Source organism: Lactobacillus sp. WILCCON 0059 (assembly GCF_057197985.1).
The window spans coordinates 1,909,965-1,933,867 of record NZ_JBUBHN010000001.1; the positions used below are offsets into that span (position 1 = coordinate 1,909,965).

Consider the following 23,903-nt stretch of genomic DNA (forward strand, 5'->3'; position numbering starts at 1 on the left):
CACCACGAGTTAGCTATGTCTTAAGTACATGCTTATCCTATTTAAGTCTATTTTACCGCCTTTTCATTTCTTTGTTAACCGGTTACACTAATGATTTTCATGCAAAATCTAAGTAAAAAATAAAAATCCATAAGCTTACCTGCTTATGGATTCACAAATATTAAGATGCGTGAGTTATAATGAAATCAAAAGCTCTGGTTGGCAAAATAGCGTGCGCGAAGACCAATGGCTTGGCCCCAAAACCAATCAAATAACGAGGGCGTGGCCGGCGAGCGTTAACTGCCCGGCTGATCGCCCGAGTCACAACCTTTGGGTTGCTCATCATGTTGCCGCTGTACTGCTTGTGCATCCCTGCCGCAACCTTATTGGCAGTCTCTTCATAAGCGCCGCCCTTGGCTGATTCTGCCAGGTGATCAGCCGCGATATGGCCCCAGTTGGTCTTAATGCCGCCTGGCTCAATCAATACAACGTTGATCCCAAACTGCTTGGTTTCCATCCGCAGGGCGTCGCTGAAGGCTTCAACCGCGTACTTAGTCGCGTGGTACCAGCCGCCCATGAAGGAAACAATCCGGCCGCCCATGGAAGAAATGTTGATGATGGTTCCTAAATGCTGAGCCCGCATGTATGGCAAAACTGCCTTAGTCAAAGCTGCCAGACCAAAGAGGTTGACGTCAAACTGCCTTTTAGCTTCAGTCAAGTCCACGTCTTCGATCGCGCCATAGCTGCCGTAACCCGCGTTGTTGACCAAAACATCGATGCGGCCTTCCTGGTTGATGATCTCTTCAATCGCTTCTCTGCAGGAGCTTTCATCAGTCACGTCTAGGTGAATTGGGGTTACCCCGTATTCCTTCAAAGACACCATCTTTTCTACCCGGCGGGCTGCCCCGTAGACCTTGTTGCCCTGCTGAGCTAATTTCTTGGCAGTTTCGTAACCCATCCCGCTGCTGGCACCAGTAATCAAAATAACTTTCTTTTCCATCTTCATTTACCTAGCTTTCTCTTGGCTTATTTTCTTAATTTCTGCTTCGTCTCTTGATTTGATGATTACAGTATATCTGCTCTAAGCAAAAAGCAGAACATCACTAGATGCCAGGGTAAAATCAATTCGTGCCATTCAAACTCTTTCAGCCGCCTGCCTGGTCTGCTGGCGGTAAGAAGTCGGCGACAGGCCCTTTTTAGCGGTAAAAATCCTGATGAAATAGGTATCATAGTCAAAGCCGACCGCCTCAGCAATTTCCGCTACCTTCATTCCGGTGTGCGTAAGCATCTGCGCGGCAATCTTCATCCGGTACCTGGTTAGGTACTCCATGGCCGTGCAGCCAAAGCGGTCTTTAAAAAGCTGGTTCAAAGTCACCCGGTTGATGCAGGCTTGTCTGGTCAGATCCTCCAGGCTGATTTTTTCATAGTAAGCCGAATAGATGTAGCTCAAAGCCAGGCTGACCGGGTCTTCCGCGGTCAAAGCGCTCAAATCCTCCGCCATGCTCAAGATCTGAATCAGGTACTTTTTGATCCTGCAGCACCACAACTCATCGCTCTGGGCTGCCACCTCCATCCCCATGATAAAGAACCATTCCCGGATCTGCTCGTAGATCTTATTTGGCAGCTCCCAGTATTTCTGCCTGGCATCCTTGGCAAACAGACGCTGGCCGGTCTTGAGCGCCAGATGGAATTCCTGGTCCGGCTCACGGCTGAACGGAGCCGTCTTCAAAAAAGCCTCGTCAAAGCTGAAGGATTGGGCCGCGAAATCCCCGCTGGCCGTCACCCGATCGGCCTCATTTAAGAAAAGCAGGGCCGGGGCCTTGACGGTAGCCGATTGGCCATTGATCTTCATTTTCGCCTTGCCATGAGTCAGCAAGGCCAGACTCATAGCCCGGGGCGTCTCCAGGGCGGCGACCGGCTTAAATTCAATATTCAGCACCCGGTCCTTGTAGCGGTCTTTTTGTGGCATGACTTCCTCCTTAATTGACAGATTGTATAGCTCCTTTTTTCATATTCTTTATTATAAAACATCCAGCGCGTTCGTATAATGATAATCGTAAAGGCCAGCCAATCAAGCCGCTTTCCCAGACTATGAAGCAAGCGGCGGCGGGCCGGAATTCGGATAACAATCAAGGAGGATTACAAATATGTCAGTAAAAGTTGCCATCAATGGTTTCGGCAGAATCGGCCGTCTGGCCTTCCGGCAAATGTTTGGAGCTGAAGGCTATGAAGTAGTAGCCATCAACGACTTGACCAGCACGGAAATGCTGGCCTACCTGCTGAAATATGATACTACCCACGGCCAGTTCCCAGGTGACGTTTCATATAACGACCATGCCCTTCTCGTCAACGGGCAGGAAATCTCAGTCTACGCTGAAAAAGATGCCAGCAATTTACCTTGGGGCGAATTACACGTTGACGTTGTGCTGGAATGCACCGGCTTCTACACTTCCAAGGAAAAAGCCAGCGCCCACCTGCAAGCCGGCGCCCGCAAGGTCGTCATTTCCGCTCCAGCTGGCAAGGATCTGCCAACTATCGTCTATAACGTCAACCACCAAACTTTGACAGCTGACGACAAGATCATCTCTGCTGCTTCTTGCACCACCAACTGCCTGGCCCCGATGGCCCAAGCCTTGAACGAACTGGCTCCCGTTACGGCCGGCGTCATGACCACCATCCATGCCTACACCGGTGACCAAATGCTTTTGGATGGGCCGCAGAGAAAGGGCGTTTTGCGCCGGTCAAGAGCTGCTGGGCAAAACATCGTACCTGCATCTTCCGGTGCCGCTAAGGCTATCGGCCTGGTTATTCCTCAGCTGGACGGCAAATTGACTGGGGCAGCCCAAAGAGTGCCAGTAGCCACCGGGTCTTCCACTATCCTGGATGCCGTAGTCGACGGCGTGGTCACCGCTGAAGAAGTCAACGCTAAGATGAAGGCCAGTGAAACTGAATCTTTTGCCTACAACACTGACGAAATCGTTTCTTCAGACATCATCAACTCCCGGGCCGGGTCAATCTTTGATGCCACCCAAACCAAGACTATCCCAATGCCTGAAGGCAAGACCCTGGTTCAAGTCGTCAGCTGGTACGACAACGAAAATTCATACACTTCACAGATGGTGCGCACTATTCGTTACTTCGCCCAACTGTAAGTCTGCATCCCTCTTTAAGAACAACAAAAAGTCCGCTGCGTTTGCAACGGACTTCTTTGATACTCTGAGTGCCAATTATTGGAATCGAACCAACGACCTTCTCTTTACGAGGGAGATGCTCTACCAACTGAGCTAAATTGGCAATTTATCAACTCTTTCATTATAGCAAACAATCTGCTTTTGTCAAAAAAGTTTTCGCCAATTCTCGCAAAAAATCTGTCTACTTTAGGCCGCCTTCTCAGCTCTTATTTCTCAATAATGGTAATCTCGCCGATCCGCATGACTCCTTCGTAAACCTGGACGTTGCTGCCATCATAAAGGTTCTTGTAGCTCCCCTCTGGCAGCTTGGTCGGAATCGCCTGCTTCTTGCCGGTCGTGTTAAAAATCCCGATCAACCGCTCTTCTTCTTCGCCTTCATCCAGGCTGTGGACAGCTTCCAAGACGCCCTTTCTGACCTCTTTAGCCTCATAGCTGCCCTTGGCCATGATTGGCAGCTGCTTGATTTCATGCATCTTCTTTAAGAGGTCAGTCAAGTCAAGATCGCCGCTCCAGTCAACCGGGTCCTTGTCAAACAGGGTCACGTGGTGGGCATCCCCTTTTTCTTCCCCATTGTAGACCAGCATGGCCCCCTTCATGAAGTAGATAAAGGCCGTCATTGCCCGCAAAGACGCCGGATCATCGATCATCCCGTGAGCCCGGACCACGTCATGGTTTTCCAAAAAGTGGGCCTTAACATAGTTTTCCGGATAGACCCCCTCTTGCCGGTTAAGACCAGCCAGGTAGTCAGTCAAGTCCTTTTGCCCCAAAAGCGCTGCTCTGAGGTCTGGGTAAATGTCATAGTCATAGGTCATGTCAAAAGCCTGGTAGAGCTCAGAATCTGACCCGCCGACTGCCCCCTTGCTTCTCAAGAAGCGGATAAAGTCCGGGGCACCGGATTCAGCCAGCCAAATAGCCCCTGGCCGCACCTTGGCTACTTCTTCTCTGGCATACTTCCAGAAGTCCACCGGCACCATCGGGGCCACATCGCAGCGGAAGCCGTCCACATACTTGGCCCACATGACCAAAGTTTCCGCCTGGTACTGCCACAAGTCCTTATGGCTGTAGTCTAAGTCGATAACGTCGCTCCAGTCGCCCACCTTGTTGCCGAAGCTGCCGTCTTTCTTGTGGTAGAACCAGTCCGGGTGCTCCTTAGCCAAGACTGAGTCTGGTGAAGTGTGGTTGTAGACGCAGTCGATGATGATCTTCATCCCCTTGGCGTGGACGTCGTCGCACAGGCGCTTGAAGTCCTCCATGGTCCCGTATTCCGGGTTGATGGCCCGGTAGTCGGAAATCGCGTATGGTGAACCCAGGCTTCCCTTCCGCTTCTCCTTGCCTGACGGCTGGATTGGCAAAAGCCAGATGATGTCCGTCCCCAAATCCTTGATCCGGTCCAAATCCTTCCGGACCCCTTCAAAATTGCCCTCTGGCGAGTAGTTTCTGACAAAAATGCTGTAAATCATTTGCTTGCGCAAGTCGATCTTGGTGTCGCTAGCCATTTTTTCCTCCTTGGCCTGTGGCCACTTTTTTCTCACCCTTCTATCTTAGCGGTTTTCCTAAGCGCTTTCACATTTTCCGGCAATGTTACCGGTAACTCTTTTTAAAAAAGCGTCCTAGATTTAGTAGCATGTTTAGCGTTTCCAGCACAAGATCTTGAAAATTTCACCTTGTCCTTACATTGCTGACATGGTATCCTTAACACATCGAATAATATTGACCCTATTTAAGAATATTGTTCGTGTATTGTCTAAAAGTCCAAAGATTAATAAGGAGAATATCTTAACAATGAAGACTAATCGTTACATTGTTGCTTTGGCGGGGGTCATGCTGCATCTGATGATCGGCTCAGTATACGCTTGGAGCGTCTACACTAAGCCAATCGCGGCACAGACCGGCTGGAGCGAATCATCAGTTGCATTTGCCTTTAGTTTGGCCATCTTCTTCCTGGGGATGTCCGCGGCTTTCATGGGCCGCCTGGTTGAAAAATTCGGCCCGACCTTGACCGGGACTGTTTCCGCCATCCTTTACGGGAGCGGGATTGCCTTGACTGGCCTGGCTGTTCAAAGCCAGCAGCTCTGGCTCTTGTACGCTTCATACGGCGTCATCGCTGGTCTTGGCCTGGGTGCCGGCTACGTCACCCCGATCTCAACCATCATCAAGTGGTTCCCGGATAGACGTGGCTTGGCAACTGGCCTGGCCATCATGGGCTTCGGCTTTGCCGCTCTTTTGACCAGCCCAATTGCCCAATTCCTGATGTCCAGCGTTGGCTTGGCGGGTACCTTCTACATCTTGGGGGCCGGCTACTTCCTGGTCATGATCGTTTCTGCCCAGTTCATCAAGCGGCCAAGTGCAAAAGACCTGGCCAACTTCAAGAGCGAAGACAAGGAAGCTGTTTCCTTAACCGGCGGCCTGCAAATGACGGCCAACCAGGCACTGAAGACCAAGACCTTCTACCTGCTTTGGTTCATGTTCTTTATCAGCATCACCTGCGGGATCGCCCTGGTCTCTGCCGCTTCACCGATGGCCCAGGAATTGACTGGGATGAGCGCGGCTACTGCCGCTGTCATGGTCGGCATCATCGGCCTCTTCAACGGCTTTGGCCGCTTGATTTGGGCAACCTTGTCCGACTACATCGGCCGGCCTTTGACCTACAGCTTGATCTTTGTCGTTGACATGGCTATGTTCGTGATCTTGATCTTCACCCACTCACCATTTGTCTTCGCTGTAGCCCTCAGCCTGCTCATGTCCTGCTACGGGGCCGGCTTCTCAGTTATCCCGGCTTACCTGGGCGACGTTTTCGGCACTAAAGAGCTCGGCGCCATCCACGGGTCCATCTTGACCGCCTGGGCAGCGGCCGGCATGGTTGGCCCGCTCCTGCTCTCCTTCACCCACGAAGTTTTGCAGAGCTACTACATCACCCTGGCCGCCTTCATCGTCCTGGCTGGTCTGGCTCTTTGCGTCTCCTTCCTGGTTCAGCGTGAATTTGCCAAGCTGACCGACCTGGCTGACGAATTAGATTAATGAATTTTCAAGTTCCTGCTTAGGCGGGAACTTTTTCTTTTCCCCGCGAGCTTTTAGCCAGGCTAGAGGCTATAATATTATAGAAGAGAGATTGATGAGGGGGAAAAACATGATGCTTCCAAGCAAGTTGCGCGACCTGCGCAAGAAGCATGGCTTAAGCCAAAAAGAATTAGCGGAAAAATTAATGACCACGCAAGCCAACGTGGCCAGCTGGGAAAACGGCGACAGCGTGCCCGACATATCATACATTGCCAAACTGGCGGTTTTATACGACGTGTCAGCTGACTACCTGCTAAAAGACGACAAGCAAGAAGGCCAAACCATCGAACCAGGCGAAGAGATGGACCGGCCGAACAAGAAGGATGCTGATCCTAAACGCCTGGGCAGGATCAATAGTATCTACTGGACCATCGTTATCGCCGTCTACCTTCTGGTCAGCATCGCGACCGGCCGCTGGTCAACCAGCTGGGTCCTCTTTATTTTAGGGGGCGCCATCTGGCTCATCGGGGCTGGTTTTCACTGGATCAATTCGACTAAATAACAAAGGAGCTGCTTCTTAACTAGAAGTCAGCTCCTTTTGCTTTCTTATAAATGGTTAAATGACATGATGTAAAAAGTCAGCGGGACTGTCACGACCAGGTACAGGACCGTTGCCAACAAGTAGGCCAGAATAATATTGACCCCATGTTTGGCAAAAGTCACAGCCAGCAGGTCAATCCCGCAAAGCAGGGCAAAATCAGCAAGCGAAGCCCCAAACTTGGCTTGGCCAAAGTGACTCAACACTAATCCAGCAAGGACAGCGACCACAATACAGATAGTCCACCGCCGGCTGGTTTCGGGCGGATAGGCGTTAATGGCCCGCTCTTTAAGATGCTGCATGTAATTCTTCATCATTTTCCCCCTAGTAAAAATTAGATTTCTTCTATAAGGTCATTATAGTCTTTTTTGTGAGAATGGTAACAAAAATCCATAATTTAGCAAATTTCCCCTAACCTGATACAATTAAGGCAAAACACTTCAGAAAGCAGGAAAAGCATGCTGAAAGATGGTATTTACGAACAAATCCTTAACCAAGAGATCCTGGACCAGCTGGAAAAACTTGACCCAGAGACCACGGATTATAAATTGGAAGAACTGGACGCTGATGACTCCCGCCAGCTCTTGACCATCTACCTCTCCCAAGTCATCCGGTCGGGCCTGCACTACCTCCGCGACAGCTTCAAGTCCGGCGAAGACAGATCTGCCCTCATCGCCCAGATCCGCCTGGCCAACTCTATCGTCGACCAGGTCGCCCAGCATACCGGCGAGGCTGACTACGAGGACCTGCAGATCCTGGAACAAGGCGAAGTCTTGACCTCCATCTACCACAAGCTGACCCAGTCCCAGAAGATTACTCCCATCCGGCCCCAGACTTCCATAGTGGAGAATGCCCTTTTTACCGGCAGCAAAAATGAGCCCAGCATGCTCAGCGAAATCAAGAAGGAAATTGCCTCTTCCGACCAGGTCGACTTGCTTGTTTCCTTTATTAAATGGTCTGCCATCCGCCCCCTTCTGGGAGATTTGGAAGCTTTTTGCCAAAAAGCCGGCCACCAGCTGCGGGTGATCGCTACGACCTATACCCAGGCAACTGACTACAAGGCCATCCTGACCTTGAGCCAGCTGCCCAACACTACAGTCAAGATCAACTACGAGACCGACCACGCCCGCCTGCATGCCAAATCCTACCTTTTTAAAAGAGAGACTGGCTTCTCTACCGCCTACATCGGTTCCTCCAACCTCTCCAGCGCTGCCTTGACCACTGGCTTGGAATGGAATGTCAAGGTCACCGAGCAGGAATCTTTTGACATCGTCAACAAGTTTGCCGTCTCCTTTGAAAGCTACTGGAACGACCCCTCTTTTGAAACTTTTGACCCGGATAAGGAAGACTGCCGGCAAAAACTGCAGACGGAACTGAACCGGCACAAGGAAAGTACTTTCCACCTGGAGACCACTATCCGCCCCTACAACTACCAGCAGGAGATCCTGGACCGGCTCCAGGCTGAGCGGGAAGTTTACGGCCATTATAAAAATCTCCTCGTCGCAGCCACCGGGGTGGGGAAAACCGTCATCGCCGCCTTTGACTTCAAGCGCTACTTGGAAGAGCATCCCCACGCGCGTCTGCTCTTCGTTGCCCACCGGCAGGAAATCCTGGAGCAGAGCCTGCAGAAATTCCGCGAGGTCCTCAACGACTTCAACTTTGGTCAATTGCTGGTCGGCCAGTACAAGACTGACGATGTCAGCAAGCTGTTCGTCTCCATCCAGTCCTTTAATTCAGAAAAAATAGCTGACCTGCTCCCAAGCGACTACTACGATTTCATCATCATCGACGAATTCCACCACGCCGCCGCTAAGTCCTACCAAAAGCTGCTCAGCCACTTCAAGCCCAAGATTCTTCTAGGCCTGACCGCCACCCCCGACCGGATGGACGGGCAGGACATCTTGCAATATTTTGACGGCAACATCGCCGCCGAAATGCTGTTAGGCGAAGCTATCGACCGCCAGCTCCTCTGCCCCTTCCAGTATTTCGGGGTCACCGACAATGTCGACTATTCTAACATGAAGTGGAGCCGGGGCCAATACGAGGTCAGCGAGCTGGAAAATGTCTATACAGCTAACGATGCCCGGGCCAAGTTGATTTTGCGCAGCCTGGACAAGTACAGCAACAATTTGGAAGACATCAAAGGCCTGGGCTTCTGCGTCAGCGTCAAGCATGCCGAGTTCATGGCTGCTGCCTTCAACCAGGCCGGCATCCCTTCCGCCGCTTTATCTGGCCAAACTGCCCAGGCTGACCGCCAGCAGGCCAAAGAAGATTTGACCTCCGGCAAGCTCAAGTTTATCTTTGTCGTTGACCTTTATAATGAAGGGGTCGACATCCCGGCCGTCAATACCATCCTCTTTTTGCGGCCAACCCAGAGCCCGACCATTTTTCTCCAGCAACTGGGCCGGGGCCTGCGGCTCTGCCCTGGCAAGGACTGCCTGACGGTTCTGGACTTCATCGGCCAGGCCAACCGCCACTATAACTACGAAGCCAAGTTCAAGGCCTTGACCGGACCAGGCCACGCCCTGCCATATGAAATCAGCGAGGGCTTCCCGCATCTTCCAGCAGCCTGCTATCTAGAGCTTGAACCTGTTGCCAAAAAGTACATCCTGGCCAACCTTGGCCAAAACGCCGCTAACAAAAAGGGCTTGACCCAGCGGGTGAAGACTTTTAGCGAAGACACAGGCCTGGAATTAACCTTGGCCAACTTCCTCAAGGCCTATGATATGAGTCTTTACGACTTCTACCACGCCAGCGGGGCGCGGTCACTTTTCCGTTTGAAAAAGTGGGCCGGATTAATTACTGACGACCGGGATGTGGAAAACCAGGTCTACCAGAAGTTCAGCAGCTTTTTCCACATCGATTCCAAAAAGCTCCTGGACTACTGGCTGGCTTACCTGGAGACGGCAAAAGAGCCAGCCAGCGAGAATGAACGCTTGATGCTGGGGATGCTTTACTACAGCTTCTACAAGAAAAAGCCGGCCCAAATGGGCTTTAAGGACCTGCATGAAGGGATCGCAAGCTTTTTAAAGGAAGACTTCGTCAAAGAAGAATTAATGGAAGTCCTCCGCTACCGGCGTAGTCAGTTGACCGTCCTGCCCGAAGCTAACGAATACCCCTTCACCTGTCCTTTGGAAGTCCACTGCCACTACAATGTCAACCAGATCATGGCGGCCTTTGACTACTTCAACCAGGACCAGTCCCCGGAATTCCGGGAGGGGGTCAAGTACTTTGCTGACAAGAAGACGGATATCTTCCTTATTAATTTAAACAAGAGTGAAAAAGACTTCTCCCCGTCAACCATGTACGAGGACTACGCCATCAATGCTCAGCTCTTCCACTGGCAGAGCCAGAGCCAGGACCGGCCAGCCAGTCCCAAGATCCAGCGCTATATCCACCAGGGGGAGACCGGCAACATGATTTCCCTTTTTGTCAGAGAGTTTAAAAAGCAGGGAAATTATACGGCTCCTTACACTTTCTTAGGCAACGCGGATTATGTTTCAAGCGAAGGAGACCGGCCCGTTTCCTTTGTCTGGCACCTGCACCAGGCGATCCCGGCCAGTCTTTTAGCCAAGGCCAACAAGGCGATTGCCCTCTAATTGCTTCAGCCGGGGAAAGCATTTTCTGTTATACTAGGTATCAGTTAGGTTTTGCAAAAAAGTATAAAAAAGGAGTTAATATGAAAATTTTAGTTGTAGGTGGTGCCGGCTACATCGGCTCCCATGCTGTAAGACGGCTGGTTGCCGATGGCAACGACGTAGTTGTTTTGGACTCACTGTTCACTGGCCACAAGGAAGCCATTGACCCAAAGGCCAAGTTTTACCAAGTTGACCTTTTGGACACGGAAGCAGTCGCTGACGTCTTGAAGAAGGAAGAGATCGAAGCTGTAATGCACTTTGCTGCTTACTCTTTGGTCGGCGAATCAGTCAAGAAGCCGCTCAAGTACTACAAGAACAACGTATCCGGCATGATCAGCCTGCTGGAAGCCATGGAAGAAACCGGGGTTAAGTACCTGGTCTTCTCATCCAGCGCTGCTACTTACGGCATCCCTGAAAAGCTGCCAATCACCGAAGAAACTCCGCTCAACCCAATCAACCCTTACGGGGAAACCAAGATGATGATGGAAAAGATCATGCACTGGGCTGACAAGGCCAACGGGATCAAGTCCATCGCCCTGCGCTACTTCAACGTGGCTGGTGCTTCCCTGGACGGGTCAATTGGTGAAGACCACCACCCAGAAACCCACTTGATTCCTAACATCATGAAGGCTGCCCTGGCTGGCGGCGGTGACTTTACTATTTTTGGCGACGACTACGACACCAAGGATGGTACCAATGTCCGCGACTACGTGCACGTGGTTGACTTGATCGACGCCCACGTCCTGGCTTTGAAGCACTTGATGGAAACCAACCAAAGCGACGTCTTCAACCTGGGTACGGCCAACGGCTTCTCCAACCTGGAAATCTTGAAAGCAGCCATCAAGGTTACCGGCGTTGACATTCCTTATACTATTGGGCCACGCCGCGGCGGTGACCCGGACTCACTCGTTGCTGACTCAAGCAAGGCCCGGAAGGTGCTGAGCTGGAGTCCGAAGTACGAAAACGTCGACGACATCATCGCCAGCGCTTGGAACTGGCACCAAAAGCATCCTAACGGCTTTAGCAAGTAAGACAAAGAAAAATAGTGGAACTTCCTCAGATGGAAGGTCCACTATTTTTTTGCCTATAATTCGTATTCTTCTAGTACTGCCCCGTATCCACACAAGTAAATCAATCGCTTGATTCCATGTGCGTTGTCACTCTCACCTTTATTCAACTGACGCAGATAATTTGCTAGCAGCTTATATATAAACAACCCTGGATACGCTGGCAGAACATTGATAAACTCGTATGCCTGCTCAAACATTTCTTTTGCAGAGTTGGTAGAGCACATATACATGAAATTAAGACTTGCTTTAGCCAACATCTCAATCCGATCTAAGGGGACCTCTCGCAACTTATTGCAATAGCTCGACAGCAAGACGTCAGTGAAATCTGCTGCTCTTTCAAAGTCAAAATTGGTCATTGCATCCACAAAAAGCGAGATTGCCATATCATCGTTTGTCCAATCATCGAGCCGCAACAATTGTCTAATTACGTTTACAGTCAATTCTTCATCATAGGCAAAACGCTTTTTATGCTAGTTTCCCAGGATTTTACAACTCAAACCATACGGTTGGCAGATTTTCTGCTAACCGTATTTCTTTTTATGCATGACTTTCTAGAAACGCGAGGATCTCAGCTTTGGTTCTGGTACTTTTATCAATAGCTTTTAGTAATTCCTCCTGCTCTCGGTGCTTCTTGAGCTCATAGAGGGCATCAAGCTTCTCTGACGCTTTATCGCAGCGCTCTTTGAGGCGTCGGAGCTGTTCTTCTGTTTGGGAGATCTCTGCTTCAATAGTTTTAATACTCTTCGTTCTCGGCATCTTCATCATCATCTTTCTGTTCTTCTGGCATTGCGGCGTTCTTAATGTCTTTTCCAATCAGTCTTGCCTGTGCTTTGATCCATTCTTCGTCTAGCCCAAAAGCGCCTAGTATTACTTTCTGGGTAGCCGTGACTGCGTGATCGAGCTTATAGTTGCCGTTCGGCTGTCGTATCAGTTCAATCTTTTCGAGCTCTTTCAGTGCCGAAGGTACGTTCAGATAGTTAGGCTTGCCCGGCATTTCGGCTTTACGTTTTCTCAGAAGCGTGTAGATTCTTGCCCGGATTATCAAAGCAATGAACTGAATGAAGATCTTCGCTTCAGCTGCCTGGCTGCTTGCGACTCTGAATGAACGGTTGCCAAGGAAGGTCTTATCACTGCCAAACAGCTTTTCTGAGATATCGCGGCTTTTGTAAAGGTTCAAAGCTTCTGAAGCCGTCATCTTTTCAGAGGTCACAATTGCGAAATAGCCGCACAGCTGCAGCTCTCGTTCAATGACATCTTCCCGCTCCTCGTAGCCATAGAACTTGCCTTTGTGGTAGGTAAGCTTGAAGTAGTGCTCGTATCTCTTTGGAAGCTTGTATTCTCTGCCCTTTATCTTGTCCATCTCGGCTTCCATTCGGTCCAGATCAGCTTCCAGTCTAGCACGTTCGCTGGCCTGCTTCTTGGCTTTGTAGTAGATGTGGAAGTAGCGGTCAGTGTCGTCATCCGCGTACAGCTTGGCTTTAACCGTCATACCATAAGTCCGGTAAGCCTTGATTGAGCAGGCTCTCTTTGATTCGAAGTCACCCATGTGCTCCATGATCAAGCCGTGTACAAAGGAGGCTCTGCCTTTAACCATCATCACGAAATCATAGTCACATGAGTCCATGAACTGGATGTTAGCCTTACTGAAGTATCCGCGATCAAGGATGAAGCCTATCTTCTTATAGCCGTAGCCGCGAATCTTCTCCAGCATGTATTTCAGCTGCGAGACGTCAACGATACTGCCCGGGTAGCTCTCGTAAAGCAGGGGCTTCTCATTGGTCATATCGTAAGCAATCGAGTAGTTGATGATTGGCGCGCCAACGTCATTCTTGGGGTGACCGTATTCAGCCATCTCAATATCTCCAGCCTTGCAGTTCTTGTTGGTGGAGTCATAGGAAACGTAGATTTTCTCATTCTTGTCATGGGTGGCGTTCCAGCTGTTCAAGAAGTCGACCCTGTCATTGTCATCGATCTCGCGAATGAAGCGCGAGATTGTAGAGTCACTGTAAATCTTGTTCTGTGGCGTCATCAATGGATGGTTGTAGGCATAATCCGGGAAGTGCTGAGCCACGTTGCTTTCTGCGATAACAGAGTACGCGGCCAGGTCAAGGAGCAGTCCTTTTCCCCGATCATCCCAGCGCTTCAAGTGTTCAGCGAGCTTGTAGTCTTCAATAATTCGTCTGACTACAGAGAAGGCACCAATTCGGATACAGCTGCTTCTGGACTCATTGACTGGTTCAGCCGCCGTTCCTTCGGCGGGAATCTCAACATCAGGGAAGAATTTTTCGAAGTTGGGGTTAGGGAACATCATTCCCGGATGATCAGGGGCAGCTTTCCCAATGGTCGTTCTTTTGGCGACGTTGTATTTCTTCTCGGGAAGGTACTCTCTAGCATAAGTGTATTCGATGTAGGTAGTCTTGCCTCGTTTATTTCTGGAAATTTTACCAGTGTTCTTAGGAATATTTACTAGGCAGTTGTAGTACATGATGCTCTCCTTCATTGAGTATGATATCATACTCAAATTATAACATAGAAAAGCACATCAATGCAAGCAAAGATGTGCTAAAAATGTAGTATTTTTGCGGGTTTAGAGCACTTGATTAGGCGACTTGAGTTTGATTGGCCTGGGAAGTTAGCATTTTACCATGTGACCGGTCAAGCAAGATCTCAGCATGCAACTTAGGAATATTTGTTTTACTTGTCCAGTTTATTTCCAACATACGGGCGAGACTGGCACAGTCTTTTTTTAAAAAAGCTTCATCACTATCTAAAGCAGACAGTTCTCCTAGCAATTGGTTAACAAAGCAGCGGGCACTTACCTGCTGCGCAGTAAGGATTTCGAACAGGTCGTCAGCTCTTATTCTTTGATCCCCACTCTCAATTCTGGAATACTGCGTTACAGACATAGTCATACCAGCCATTTGCTTTTGAGATAAGCCCAAATCCAATCTTATCCTTTTCAGCAGTTCACCCACCTTTGTACTGCATCCCATAACTATTCTTACTCTCCACACTAATACACAAAAATATTAAACGGATCCTCGATTATCTACCGCTACTAACTAAGCTTATCTTTCCTTTACTTAATCAGCACCATGCTTTTCAATCCCCAATTTTGGTGCAATCCAATCGAAAATTATTGTGCTGACAATTCCGGCCAGCAGATTTGACAGATAGATGTTTATCGACAACTTCGAAAACAGGTATTCCATAATCACAAAAATAACAACAAAGCTCCCTAACGATTTGGCTTTATCTAAGAATTTGTTCATGCTTAACTCCCACTCGAATCTAATTAATATAATACCAAATAACCGAGGCAATTACGGCAGTTGCTGCATTAGCAGCCCACTTTGGAACATGGTTATTTACAAGAAACTTATAAATTTTCGGTGAAACACTATTTGCTAGACTTCCAAGGAGAAAAGTATTCCAATACTTGCTGAACTTCTTTAGTGAAATCTTTTTAATGACTGCCTTTGGGAGTCTGCCATAAATTTTCTTTGGAAGCTCTTTTTGAATGAATTTCCTGCCATATTTTTTGGCTAGCTTCTTCAACAAGGTACTTTGAACACTTGCGTCCACATGCTCTGTTAATGCAACAGCCTTAGGAATCTCCTGCTGTGGCAGTTCAGAGTTTGCATCTGTTTCGATAATACCAGGTGCTAAATCGACATAAGTTTTCAATTCATCCTTGTCTTGATTTGGTAAAGAATCTGTCTCATCAGAATTGATAACCTCATATGCCTCATAGAAATCATGCTCGTATCGATTATCTTCTGCTTTTACAATTTCTGCTTTTACAATTAAACCAGTAGCCATTTCTTCATAGCTTGAAAACCAAATTCCTGTTAAGACAACGGCAGTAAATACTTTTAACAAACTATTTTTTGGTAATTTCCTCATTTTCTATTATTTTGCCTCCTATTTTTCTATTTGTTTTGTATTTTAGCCAAAAAATAAATGCTTGTCTTAAAAATTGCAGATTTGCAAATCCATTTCATTGCTTTTGCTAAAAGTATAACTGTATCTGCACATAAAAAAGCCTTTCATGGCAGAAAGGCTTCTTGCTATATGCTTTATTCCTCCTAAAACAGGGAACCGCACTTCTCGATCATTTGGAAGAGGTCAGCCCGGTAGTCTGGGTCTTCCTTGCGGAGGCTGCTGATGGCTACCCCGAAGTGCTCCTTATAGCCAGTCGAGTTGATGTACTTGCCGTGGCCCAGGTACATGGCGATATGTCCCGGGAAATAAATCAAGTCCCCTGGCCGCAGGTCTTCAAACTCAATCTCATGTACCGGCCAGGCTTCTTTGATTTCCGCGTCCCGCCAGAGCAGGACCCCGTTTAGCATGTAGCTCATGAAGACCAGGCCCGAGCAGTCGATCCCCAAGGGACTCTTGCCCGCCCACCGGTACTGGCATCCCAAATATTCTTTGGCGGTCTCCGTTACCTGCTTTCTGAAGCTTTCTTCATCTGGCTTTCCCTGCAGCAAAAAGTACTCCGGGTCAGCTGACCACAAGAAGTCGTCTTCATCCAAGCGGGGCCCTAAAGCAGTCTTGGATACCCAGCCGCTTCGCCCGTCCAAGAGCTTAACCTTGTAATAGCCGTCTACCAGTTCATCCGTCACATTAAGCAGGCTGCCCTTATAAACCGTCAGCAAAATGTCGGCTGAAACCTTGGGCTCAGCCAGGACATCAATGACTGACCGCCGGACTAGTTTGACCTCCCGCGCCTTGACTTCTTCCAGACTCACCGGCGTTACCGCAGCCTTTGGCACGTAGCCTTCATAGCCATAATGGCTGGTCACGTACCAAAAGTCTTCCTTTTTCCCGGTCGCCTTGACGGCCCAGCCGTATAAAAGTTCATCGCTCCTGGATTTGAGGTCGTCTTCTGTCATGAAGACTGCTGGTTGATTGATCAAGCCGTACATTTTGCCTTCCTCCTAACTTTAATCACTTATTTTTTCCTTCTTTATCCTAATCGTAGATAATCCCGGTCATTTTTGCAAGAGGACAAATCGGCCTATTTCTTAAGATTCCTTTGCCTTATAGACTATTTCCTTAAATTAATTTCACTTTTTACTAGCTTGTGTTAAAATATTTCATGTAACTCAATGGAGGTTTTATGGAAGAAAAGAAAACACAAAGTACTTACAAGCGGTCTTTGACCAATGCACACATTCAGCTGATTGCCCTGGGCGGGACGATCGGGACTGGCCTCTTTCTTGGGGTCGGCAACAGCATCCAGAAGGCAGGACCGGCAGTCATCTTGATTTATATCATCGTCGGCCTCTTCCTCTTTATCTTGATGCGGGCCTTGGGTGAACTGATCTTATCTGACTTAAAGAAGCACACTTATATCGAGTTTATTGAAAAATATCTCGGCAAGGATATCGGCAAGGTGACCGGCTATCTCTACTGGCTCAGCTGGCTGATCCTGGCCATGGCGGAAACGACGGCCTTAGGCATCTACTTCAAGTCCTGGCTGCCCAACCTGCCGACCTGGCTGCCCGGAGTGCTCTCAGTCGCGGTCCTGCTCTTGATCAATTTGATCTCTGCCCGCTTCTTCGGGAATCTGGAGTTTGCCTTCGCCATCATCAAAATCTTGATGATCGTCGGCTTCGTCATCTTCGCGGCCTTTATGCTGCTGAGCTCCGGCTCAACCAAGTACGGCCAGGCCAGCTTCAGCAATCTGTACGCTGACGGCTTTTTCAATAACGGAGCAGGCGGCTTCCTGCAAGGCTTCCAGATGGTCATCTTTTCCTTCATCGGGGTGGAACTGATCGGGCTGACGGCCGCTGAAGCCAAGGACCCGCACAAGACCATTAAGAGCGCGATCAATGAATTGCCACTGCGGATCATCCTCTTTTACGTTTTGGCCATTATCGGCATTCTGGTGATCCTGCCTTGGGACAAGGTTTCCACTTCCAGCTCACCATTCGTGCAAGCCTTGATGGGAGCAGGCTTTAAGGGCGCCGGCAACTTGATCAACTTCGTGGTCATCACGGCAGCTATTTCAGCTACCAACAGCTTCCTCTACAGTGCCGGCCGTCTGCTCTTCTCCGTTACTTTAGGCGGGGAAAGCAAGTGGAGCAAGTTCTTCGGCCAGCTCAACCACCGGCAATTGCCAATGAGAGCCCTGGTCTTCTCTGCTTTGATCATCATCTGCGCGCCTTTGATCACCTTGATTATGGGTGACGAAGCTTTCAGCTTCATTTCATCAATCGCGACCAGCATGTTCCTTTTGATCTGGATCATCATGACCATGACTCACCTGCGTTACCGGCAAGTTACGCCAAAGGACCAGCTGCACGAATTCCAAATGCCAGCTTATCCTTACCTTGACTACCTGCTCTTAGCCTTCTTCGGCGCCATGGTTGTCCTGCTTCTCTGTCTTGAGAGCTACCGGGTGCCAATGATCACTGCTTTGATTACCTTCGCTGTCCTCTACGGCTTCAGCAAGGCTTTCAACAAGAAAAAAGCAGAAACAAAATAATTAATGAGATACAACAAAAGCTGACCGCAAGGTCAGCTTTTTTATGTGGTGTTTTACTTTTTCAACAAGAAGAGGCCGTTACGCTTAAGCAGCTTATTGACCAGCTTCTTCGACTTCTTAGAAAGCTTATACAGATCAGCATCAATGCCGCTTTCGATCCGGAGCAAGGAATAATGCTTCTTCTCCTTAAAAAGGACATTTACCCCGAGGTAGTGGTCTGTCACGATCAACTTCTTGATGATCTCCAGCAAATCAGCTACAGGCAGCTTGGTCAAATCACGGTCAAGCAAGTCAGGATAAGCTTCTTTAGCCAGATCATGGTCCAGAAAAATGTGTGTCTCATACTGGCTGACCAGCATTAATACCAACAAAAGCATTTTGTCCGCATATGCTTCGCCAATCGTATGCGACCTCAGGCATTCGAATATCTCATCATAATTGTCTGGCGGCTCCATTTTAGGAAAACAATCGATGTAGTAATCCCTTGGTCCTGGATGGCGAAGCTGGTCCACCAGCTTATAAGCCTGCTTTGCTTTCATGGCTATCCCCTCTTTCAAAACTATCTATTCAGTATAACACGGAGATATGTAATCATTGGAGCACAAAAATAAGCCCGGACCAAGTCCGGGCTTATTTCCATTCTATTTCTTTTTGCGAGTAAAGAAGAGCTTGATCGTATCCCAAACTCCCAAAGCCTGCCGCATGTGGTCGGCTGGGACGTACTTACGGATCGCCCGCAGAGTCTTCTTCGGATCCTTGGTAATAAAGATGAACTTGCCATCCTTCTTAGTCCGGATCTCAAAACGGGGAATGTACTTCCCTTTGAAGTGAACATCTGCAACTACATAAGTTACCTGATCCCAAGGAATCTGGATATAGTCTTCAACATTCTTCTCGTTATAGAATTCAAAAGCTTCATCGCCGATCATGACTTTGCCATAGGTAGACATGGCACGGAACCAAGTTCCTTCTACAGCCAGATCAACGGTCTTATTCATTGATTGAGCCATTTGTTAATCTTACATCAAGCCCCATACGTGGAAGAGGATACCAACAACGAAGATCCCCAAGATGATGATGATTGGAGAAACTTTCTTCTTCAAGAGCCACATGCAGAGGAAGGTAAGCAGCAAACCTGCCAAACCTGGAATCAGCATGTTCAAGTTGTCTTGCAGAGTAGTAACCTTAGTATTAGTCAAGGACAGACCAGCAGCTTGTTGGGTCAAGGCTTCCTTGATACCAGCAGCACCGCTTGGCAGCTTGGTCCAGTCGATGTAGCCACCCTTTTGGATTGGCACTTCTGAAACCTTCAGAGTGAAGGTGATGCTTACCCAACGTTCGATCAAGGCACCCAGGACGAACATACCCATCATGGCAGCCCCACGGGTAACCTTCTTCAGCAGACCACCTGAAAGGTCGGCACTGATAGCGGCACCAGCCTTGTAACCCAATTCTTGAGTGTACCACAAGAAGGCGATACGGATCAAGTTCCAAAGAACGAAGAAGAGGATTGGCCCGAGGATGTTGCCGTTGGTGGCCATTGAGGCACCAATAGCACCGATGATTGGACGAACAGTGTACCAGAAGACTGGGTCACCGACACCGGCCAAAGGCCCCATCATACCAACCTTAACACCTTGGATGGCTTCGTCGTCAACTTCAACGCCATTGGCCTTGTCTTCTTCCAAAGCCAGGGTAACACCAATGATTGGTGAAGCCAAGTAAGGGTGAGTGTTAAAGAAGACCAGGTGACGTTGCAAAGCAGCAGCCATGTCTTCCTTCTTTGGGTACAGCTTTCTTAAAGCTGGGATCATACTGTAGACCCAACCACCGTTCTGCATTCTTTCGTAGTTCCATGAACCCTGCAGAAGTTGTGAGTGCCACATAACGTCCCAACGATCACGCTTTGATAAAGTTACTTTCTTTTCAGTCATGATTTATCTCTCCTTTCTGGCTTGATTTCTAATAGTCATCAATGATGTCGCCCAGCGGGTCACCAGTACCAGCTGCGGCAGCATCGCCAGAGCCCTTGCTTACCTTGTCTTCCAGAGCAAGGTACATCAGAGCCAGGGATAAACCAATCGCACCCAAGGCGATCAAAGTCAAGTCCTTAACGCCGGCCAAAGCAAAACCAATGGCGAAGAATGGCCATACTTCACGGCTGGCCATCATGTTGATAACCATAGCGTAACCTACGGCAACAACCATACCACCACCGATGGTCATACCATCTGACAGCCAGGCTGGCATAGCGGCCAAGGCGCTTCTAACAGTTTCAGTAGGGATAGCCAGCAAGCAGGCTGCTGGGATGGCGATACGCAAACCCTGCAGGCTGACAGCGATCCATTGCCATACGTTGATCATGCGCCAGTTGCCTTCTTCGGCGTGCTTGTCCATGATGTGAACGATGGCAGTTGAAATGGTCCGGACCAACATAGTCAGGAACAGACCGGCAACGGCCAAAGTGATGGCCAAACCGGTGGCAGTCCCGATACCCTTGGTACCTTGACCACCCTTGATCAAAATGATGGCTGAGGCAACAGCGGCCAAAGCGGCGTCAGGTGCGACAGCGGCACCGATGTTTGCCCAACCCAAAGCGATCATTTGCAAAGAACCGCCCAGCATAATACCCAAGGTAAGATTGCCAGTAACTAAACCGATTAAAGTACATGCAACCAATGGTTGGTGGAATTCCCATTCATCCAGGATACCTTCCATCCCGGCCAGGAAAGCTACCACAATCACCAGGATGACTTGAATAGCATTTAAGTCCATTTTTAACTCCTTTTCCCACTACTTCTTTTGCTCATCGAGCAGGCTTTGTGCCTTCTTCAGAATTGAATCCATGTTTTCTGGGTTGTCTGAAGGAACCTTGCGGACGTCGAACTTGATGCCCATCTTTTCGAGTTCACGGAAAGTGTCGACGTCAGTCTGGTCCATGGACAGAACGGTGTTGGCGTTAACCTTGCCCTTGCTGTATGACATGGAGCCGACGTTCAAAGTCTTGATGTCTACGCCGTTCTTGATCGTTTGCAAAGCATCTTCTGGGTTTTCAAACAACAAGAAGGCGTGCGTAGTACCAAAACGCGGGTCTTCAGAGATTTCCTTCATCTTCTTCAGCGGAACGGTGTGTGCTACCGTACCAGCTGGAGCAGCTTCACGGATCATGCTCTTGCGCAGGTCGTCCTTGGCAACCTTGTCAGAAACCACGATAACCCGGTCTGGGTGAAGTGATGGAATCCAACCAGTTGCAACTTGACCGTGCAACAAACGTGAGTCAATTCTGGCACCAACGATCTTGATGTGACCGTCGCCCAAAACAGTCCCTTCTGGGATTGCTTCCTTAGGCGCGCCAGCTGCGGCTGCAGGTGCAGCTGCCTTTTCTTCTGCAGGCATTAAGCTTTCAGGCTTGGTCTTGATACCATCCTTGGCTGGCTTAATGATTGCAGTTGCGATGTCTTGCGCGGTAGCCTTGTCATTGATCATTCTTTGGGTCAAGGCTTCGACTACCATTGGCAAGTTCAAACCAGAAACGATTGCCCACTTGTCGTGACCATCGAGCAAACCGTTGGCCTGGTTGAAAGGCGTGCCACCCCACAGGTCGACCAGGAACAAAACTTCTTCCTGGTCTGCAAAAGAAGCAATCGCTTCATTCATCTTACCCTTAATATCATCTGGGCCTTCAGAAGGCTTCAGAATGACATGGGCAAAATTGTCTTGTGGGCCAAAGAGCATTTGCGCGGATTCGGCAATGCCGTCCGCGAAACCGCCATGGCTAGCTAAAACAATTCCTACCATGATATTTCCTCCTCAAAAACTTCGGTACGTTCCTATTATACAATAAAAAGCGCTTACGTGAAGCACTTTCTTGAAACCTTTTTCAACTTTTTTGTTAATTTTATCTCTATAACTGAAAATGCATTACAATAACGCAAAAAGTGGCCTAAAAATTGAATTATTTAGAAAAAATCCCGGATTTAATTAAGGAAGGAAAAATACTTTTTGGAGAAAGAAAAAACGGCTGATCAGCTAAATCAGTCGTTTTCTTTATATATTTGCTGTTATAACGGAGTAGCAGAGATTCGAACTCTGGCGCCAGTTTCCCGACCTACACCCTTAGCAAGGGCGCCTCTTCAGCCACTTGAGTACTACTCCAAGTCATGTATATTAATATTAGCAAACTTTTCCGGGTCCGTCAAACCCTTTTGACAGATTTTTTGTCTCTTTCTGGCTAATTCTTGCTTTTTTATTTTCAAAAGCAGGGTCTCTGCAAATCAATTGAAAGCATATCTCATTTTTCATTATCTTTAGCTATCCTCTTTCGTTTAGCTTAAAAAATAATTAAGCAAAGCCGTGTCAATAACTTGGGATAATGTCCCGTAAAATTTAAATTATTAGCGGGGAATTTTCCCCGCTATTTTTATGTGAATCTGTGATACTTGTGCGCTTTTTCCTGCTGCTCAATGAACGAAGCCCGCTTCCAAGGATGGGACATCGGTGGAATATACTTTTTCCGCGGTTTCTTCTTCTTGGTCTCAAAGTCGAGATCCGGAGAGACCTTGGCATTCTTCGGAATCTCGGTTAAAGCATACACTTTCTCGTCAACGGTGACCAACAACTGGCCATCTAACGCTTGGATAACCAGGCATTTAGTGCCTTTGGCAAAGCAAATAAGCTTGTTTGAGGCATCTGTGGCTTGATAATAGTGATTCTTGTAGGAGATAGCCGAGCCGCTGTCAAACGTGCGTGGAGATAGTACTGCCAGCGTGTAGTTGATCTTCTCGCCATCAGGGCTGTCGTCGAAAGCTGATTCAAATTTGCCTACATCTTGTCCAAACTTCTCGTTGAATTTTGGCACAAAAACCTCCCGGAGATACTTGTTGGCATCTTCGATTGTAGTAATATTGTGAAGCCTCAGTTCGGGCTTCAAACGGCTCTGTACGGTCTGATTCGCCCGTTCTACCATGCCTTTGGCCTGTGAGACGCTAGTGGTTACGATATCTGTTCCGAGGGTCTTGCAGGCATAACCAAATTGCGTAAGTACATCTTTGTGCTCTGCCTTGGTCTTAGCCGTCTCGTAGTTGAAAACAGTCCGATTATCGGTCTTGAATCTAAGAGGGATACCGTAATCCACGAGAATCTGCTCATAGACGTGGTAGTATGCATTCAGAGTCTCCTGCCAGTCGAAGTAGGCGCCGACCAGGTTACCTGTGGCGTTGTCTATGGCTAGGTGCAGGTGAGCCTTCTTATCGCCAAACCAGAGCAGGGAAGAGGCATCCATTTGAATTTCCTCACCGAAGTACTTACAGCGCTCATGGCGAGGATGTGCGTCTTCCAAGGCTACCTGGTGGTCGATAACCTCTTCGGAAACTTTGGTTGTCTGCTTTGGGTGATCCCGGTACCACTTCTTTTTGGCCATTTTCCGCTTAGTTTGCCTCCAAGGCTTTGGCGAAAGGATGTAATTGTCCTTAAGCAGGTTATAGACCTTGGTGTAAGAAACAGAGATGTGCTCGATTTCTTCAAGTAGCTCAACGAAGTGAGTCAAGTTGCAGTCTTGATATTTGGTGCGATATAGAGTTACAATTTGTTTGTTAATTTCTGTGGTGAGACAATTAACAGGTAAGCGACCGGCGTTCCCATGAACAAAGGCCGCTTTTCCTTTGCTTCGATACTGGTTGATTCTTCTGTTCAGCTGTCTGACAGAGATCCCCAAGATAAGGGCAGCTCTTTTCTTGTTTCCGCCATGATCAACCAGCTCTTTGATGATTCTGTATTGTTCTTCGTACTTCATAGTTAACCTAACTTTCTTCATTGTCCGTAACCTCCGATATATGGAGATTATCTCAGACATTTACCTTTTTGGGACATTTTTCTCTGTTATTACTTAAGACATTATCACTTGTTAAACACAAGCTTAAAAAATAATTAAGCAAA

23 protein-coding genes and 2 tRNA genes are annotated in these 23,903 nt (G+C 48.4%); 6 read left to right on the top strand and 19 right to left on the bottom strand.

The window, feature by feature from the left end:
* Positions 1–160 precede the first annotated feature (160 nt).
* Complete coding sequence (locus ACYVUT_RS08930; protein WP_484499364.1) at positions 161–979, bottom strand: oxidoreductase; 819 nt, start codon at positions 977–979, stop codon at positions 161–163.
* Positions 980–1,114: 135 nt separating this feature from the next.
* Positions 1,115–1,948, bottom strand: coding sequence for a helix-turn-helix domain-containing protein (locus ACYVUT_RS08935; protein WP_439775526.1), 834 nt, complete (start codon positions 1,946–1,948; stop codon positions 1,115–1,117).
* A 178-nt stretch (positions 1,949–2,126) separates the two neighbouring features.
* On the opposite strand from ACYVUT_RS08935, the gene gap reads away from it, so the two are divergent.
* The gene (gene gap / locus ACYVUT_RS08940) at positions 2,127–3,131 is read left to right on the top strand and encodes a type I glyceraldehyde-3-phosphate dehydrogenase (protein WP_484500677.1); all 1,005 of its coding nucleotides are present in this window, start codon (positions 2,127–2,129) and stop codon (positions 3,129–3,131) included.
* A gap of 69 nt (positions 3,132–3,200) precedes the next feature.
* Here gap and ACYVUT_RS08945 read toward each other — a convergent pair.
* Together ACYVUT_RS08945 and ACYVUT_RS08950 are read right to left on the bottom strand one after the other, a co-directional pair.
* Positions 3,201–3,273: transfer RNA gene (locus tag ACYVUT_RS08945), tRNA-Thr, on the bottom strand.
* A 103-nt stretch (positions 3,274–3,376) separates the two neighbouring features.
* A complete protein-coding gene (locus ACYVUT_RS08950) occupies positions 3,377–4,666 on the bottom strand; it encodes an alpha-amylase family glycosyl hydrolase (RefSeq protein WP_484501899.1) in 1,290 nt (429 codons plus the stop codon).
* A 286-nt stretch (positions 4,667–4,952) separates the two neighbouring features.
* Here ACYVUT_RS08950 and ACYVUT_RS08955 point away from each other — a divergent pair, with 286 nt between their 5' ends.
* Together ACYVUT_RS08955 and ACYVUT_RS08960 are read left to right on the top strand one after the other, a co-directional pair.
* Positions 4,953–6,188: an L-lactate MFS transporter gene (locus tag ACYVUT_RS08955; RefSeq protein ID WP_484501900.1), complete on the top strand. Its 1,236-nt coding sequence runs from the start codon at positions 4,953–4,955 to the stop codon at positions 6,186–6,188.
* Positions 6,189–6,297: 109 nt separating this feature from the next.
* A complete protein-coding gene (locus tag ACYVUT_RS08960; RefSeq protein WP_484501901.1) occupies positions 6,298–6,729 on the top strand; it encodes a helix-turn-helix domain-containing protein in 432 nt (143 codons plus the stop codon).
* Between the two features lie 44 nt (positions 6,730–6,773).
* Here the strand turns inward: ACYVUT_RS08960 and ACYVUT_RS08965 are convergent, their stop codons facing one another.
* Positions 6,774–7,079 (bottom strand): hypothetical protein, encoded by a 306-nt coding sequence (locus tag ACYVUT_RS08965; RefSeq protein ID WP_484501902.1) that lies wholly within the window; start codon positions 7,077–7,079, stop codon positions 6,774–6,776.
* A 144-nt stretch (positions 7,080–7,223) separates the two neighbouring features.
* Here ACYVUT_RS08965 and ACYVUT_RS08970 point away from each other — a divergent pair, with 144 nt between their 5' ends.
* Positions 7,224–10,364: a DUF3427 domain-containing protein gene (locus tag ACYVUT_RS08970; protein WP_484501903.1), complete on the top strand. Its 3,141-nt coding sequence runs from the start codon at positions 7,224–7,226 to the stop codon at positions 10,362–10,364.
* Positions 10,365–10,444: 80 nt separating this feature from the next.
* Positions 10,445–11,434, top strand: a complete 990-nt coding sequence (gene galE / locus ACYVUT_RS08975; RefSeq protein ID WP_484500683.1) for a UDP-glucose 4-epimerase GalE — start codon at positions 10,445–10,447, stop codon at positions 11,432–11,434.
* A 53-nt stretch (positions 11,435–11,487) separates the two neighbouring features.
* Here the strand turns inward: galE and ACYVUT_RS08980 are convergent, their stop codons facing one another.
* From ACYVUT_RS08980 to ACYVUT_RS09010, 7 genes are all read right to left on the bottom strand, one after another.
* Positions 11,488–11,913, bottom strand: a complete 426-nt coding sequence (locus ACYVUT_RS08980; RefSeq protein WP_484501904.1) for a hypothetical protein — start codon at positions 11,911–11,913, stop codon at positions 11,488–11,490.
* 97 nt (positions 11,914–12,010) lie between these two features.
* A complete protein-coding gene (locus ACYVUT_RS08985; protein ID WP_484499575.1) occupies positions 12,011–12,241 on the bottom strand; it encodes a hypothetical protein in 231 nt (76 codons plus the stop codon).
* Positions 12,207–13,958 carry an IS1634 family transposase gene (locus ACYVUT_RS08990; protein ID WP_484499605.1) on the bottom strand — a complete coding sequence of 584 codons (1,752 nt, stop codon included), beginning with the start codon at positions 13,956–13,958 and terminating at the stop codon, positions 12,207–12,209. Before ACYVUT_RS08990 ends, ACYVUT_RS08985 begins: the two co-directional genes overlap by 35 nt.
* A 115-nt stretch (positions 13,959–14,073) precedes the next feature.
* Entirely contained in the window at positions 14,074–14,448 is a 375-nt protein-coding gene (locus tag ACYVUT_RS08995; protein ID WP_484501905.1) for a helix-turn-helix domain-containing protein, read from the bottom strand.
* A 108-nt stretch (positions 14,449–14,556) separates the two neighbouring features.
* Positions 14,557–14,745 carry a hypothetical protein gene (locus ACYVUT_RS09000; RefSeq protein ID WP_439775111.1) on the bottom strand — a complete coding sequence of 63 codons (189 nt, stop codon included), beginning with the start codon at positions 14,743–14,745 and terminating at the stop codon, positions 14,557–14,559.
* A gap of 19 nt (positions 14,746–14,764) precedes the next feature.
* The gene (locus ACYVUT_RS09005) at positions 14,765–15,379 is read right to left on the bottom strand and encodes a hypothetical protein (protein WP_439775110.1); all 615 of its coding nucleotides are present in this window, start codon (positions 15,377–15,379) and stop codon (positions 14,765–14,767) included.
* 182 nt (positions 15,380–15,561) lie between these two features.
* Positions 15,562–16,404 (bottom strand): C40 family peptidase, encoded by an 843-nt coding sequence (locus tag ACYVUT_RS09010; RefSeq protein ID WP_484500684.1) that lies wholly within the window; start codon positions 16,402–16,404, stop codon positions 15,562–15,564.
* A 194-nt stretch (positions 16,405–16,598) separates the two neighbouring features.
* On the opposite strand from ACYVUT_RS09010, the gene ACYVUT_RS09015 reads away from it, so the two are divergent.
* Positions 16,599–17,969, top strand: coding sequence for an amino acid permease (locus ACYVUT_RS09015; RefSeq protein ID WP_484500685.1), 1,371 nt, complete (start codon positions 16,599–16,601; stop codon positions 17,967–17,969).
* A gap of 53 nt (positions 17,970–18,022) precedes the next feature.
* Here ACYVUT_RS09015 and ACYVUT_RS09020 read toward each other — a convergent pair whose 3' ends face one another.
* From ACYVUT_RS09020 to ACYVUT_RS09050, 7 genes are all read right to left on the bottom strand, one after another.
* Complete coding sequence (locus ACYVUT_RS09020) at positions 18,023–18,508, bottom strand: hypothetical protein (RefSeq protein WP_484500686.1); 486 nt, start codon at positions 18,506–18,508, stop codon at positions 18,023–18,025.
* A gap of 102 nt (positions 18,509–18,610) precedes the next feature.
* Positions 18,611–18,979, bottom strand: coding sequence for a DUF956 family protein (locus ACYVUT_RS09025; protein ID WP_439775106.1), 369 nt, complete (start codon positions 18,977–18,979; stop codon positions 18,611–18,613).
* Between the two features lie 9 nt (positions 18,980–18,988).
* Entirely contained in the window at positions 18,989–19,903 is a 915-nt protein-coding gene (locus ACYVUT_RS09030; RefSeq protein ID WP_484500687.1) for a PTS system mannose/fructose/sorbose family transporter subunit IID, read from the bottom strand.
* A gap of 28 nt (positions 19,904–19,931) precedes the next feature.
* Positions 19,932–20,744 (bottom strand): PTS mannose/fructose/sorbose transporter subunit IIC, encoded by an 813-nt coding sequence (locus ACYVUT_RS09035; protein WP_439774806.1) that lies wholly within the window; start codon positions 20,742–20,744, stop codon positions 19,932–19,934.
* Positions 20,745–20,762: 18 nt separating this feature from the next.
* Positions 20,763–21,767: a PTS sugar transporter subunit IIB gene (locus tag ACYVUT_RS09040; RefSeq protein ID WP_439774807.1), complete on the bottom strand. Its 1,005-nt coding sequence runs from the start codon at positions 21,765–21,767 to the stop codon at positions 20,763–20,765.
* A gap of 269 nt (positions 21,768–22,036) precedes the next feature.
* Positions 22,037–22,124 (bottom strand) — tRNA-Ser (locus ACYVUT_RS09045).
* 265 nt (positions 22,125–22,389) lie between these two features.
* Complete coding sequence (locus tag ACYVUT_RS09050; RefSeq protein WP_484501413.1) at positions 22,390–23,760, bottom strand: ISNCY family transposase; 1,371 nt, start codon at positions 23,758–23,760, stop codon at positions 22,390–22,392.
* Between the last annotated feature and the right edge of the window lie 143 nt (positions 23,761–23,903).

Bases quoted from the DNA above. Each gene is read 5' to 3' on its own strand.
- ACYVUT_RS08930 (WP_484499364.1), bottom strand. From the start codon at position 979: ATGGAAAAGAAAGTTATTTTGATTACTGGTGCCAGCAGCGGGATGGGT.
- ACYVUT_RS08935 (WP_439775526.1), bottom strand. From the start codon at position 1,948: ATGCCACAAAAAGACCGCTACAAGGACCGGGTGCTGAATATTGAATTT.
- gap (WP_484500677.1), top strand. From the start codon at position 2,127: ATGTCAGTAAAAGTTGCCATCAATGGTTTCGGCAGAATCGGCCGTCTG.
- ACYVUT_RS08950 (WP_484501899.1), bottom strand. From the start codon at position 4,666: ATGGCTAGCGACACCAAGATCGACTTGCGCAAGCAAATGATTTACAGC.
- ACYVUT_RS08955 (WP_484501900.1), top strand. From the start codon at position 4,953: ATGAAGACTAATCGTTACATTGTTGCTTTGGCGGGGGTCATGCTGCAT.
- ACYVUT_RS08960 (WP_484501901.1), top strand. From the start codon at position 6,298: ATGATGCTTCCAAGCAAGTTGCGCGACCTGCGCAAGAAGCATGGCTTA.
- ACYVUT_RS08965 (WP_484501902.1), bottom strand. From the start codon at position 7,079: ATGAAGAATTACATGCAGCATCTTAAAGAGCGGGCCATTAACGCCTAT.
- ACYVUT_RS08970 (WP_484501903.1), top strand. From the start codon at position 7,224: ATGCTGAAAGATGGTATTTACGAACAAATCCTTAACCAAGAGATCCTG.
- galE (WP_484500683.1), top strand. From the start codon at position 10,445: ATGAAAATTTTAGTTGTAGGTGGTGCCGGCTACATCGGCTCCCATGCT.
- ACYVUT_RS08985 (WP_484499575.1), bottom strand. From the start codon at position 12,241: ATGATGATGAAGATGCCGAGAACGAAGAGTATTAAAACTATTGAAGCA.
- ACYVUT_RS08990 (WP_484499605.1), bottom strand. From the start codon at position 13,958: ATGTACTACAACTGCCTAGTAAATATTCCTAAGAACACTGGTAAAATT.
- ACYVUT_RS09000 (WP_439775111.1), bottom strand. From the start codon at position 14,745: ATGAACAAATTCTTAGATAAAGCCAAATCGTTAGGGAGCTTTGTTGTT.
- ACYVUT_RS09005 (WP_439775110.1), bottom strand. From the start codon at position 15,379: ATGAGGAAATTACCAAAAAATAGTTTGTTAAAAGTATTTACTGCCGTT.
- ACYVUT_RS09010 (WP_484500684.1), bottom strand. From the start codon at position 16,404: ATGTACGGCTTGATCAATCAACCAGCAGTCTTCATGACAGAAGACGAC.
- ACYVUT_RS09015 (WP_484500685.1), top strand. From the start codon at position 16,599: ATGGAAGAAAAGAAAACACAAAGTACTTACAAGCGGTCTTTGACCAAT.
- ACYVUT_RS09020 (WP_484500686.1), bottom strand. From the start codon at position 18,508: ATGAAAGCAAAGCAGGCTTATAAGCTGGTGGACCAGCTTCGCCATCCA.
- ACYVUT_RS09025 (WP_439775106.1), bottom strand. From the start codon at position 18,979: ATGGCTCAATCAATGAATAAGACCGTTGATCTGGCTGTAGAAGGAACT.
- ACYVUT_RS09030 (WP_484500687.1), bottom strand. From the start codon at position 19,903: ATGACTGAAAAGAAAGTAACTTTATCAAAGCGTGATCGTTGGGACGTT.
- ACYVUT_RS09035 (WP_439774806.1), bottom strand. From the start codon at position 20,744: ATGGACTTAAATGCTATTCAAGTCATCCTGGTGATTGTGGTAGCTTTC.
- ACYVUT_RS09040 (WP_439774807.1), bottom strand. From the start codon at position 21,767: ATGGTAGGAATTGTTTTAGCTAGCCATGGCGGTTTCGCGGACGGCATT.
- ACYVUT_RS09050 (WP_484501413.1), bottom strand. From the start codon at position 23,760: ATGAAGTACGAAGAACAATACAGAATCATCAAAGAGCTGGTTGATCAT.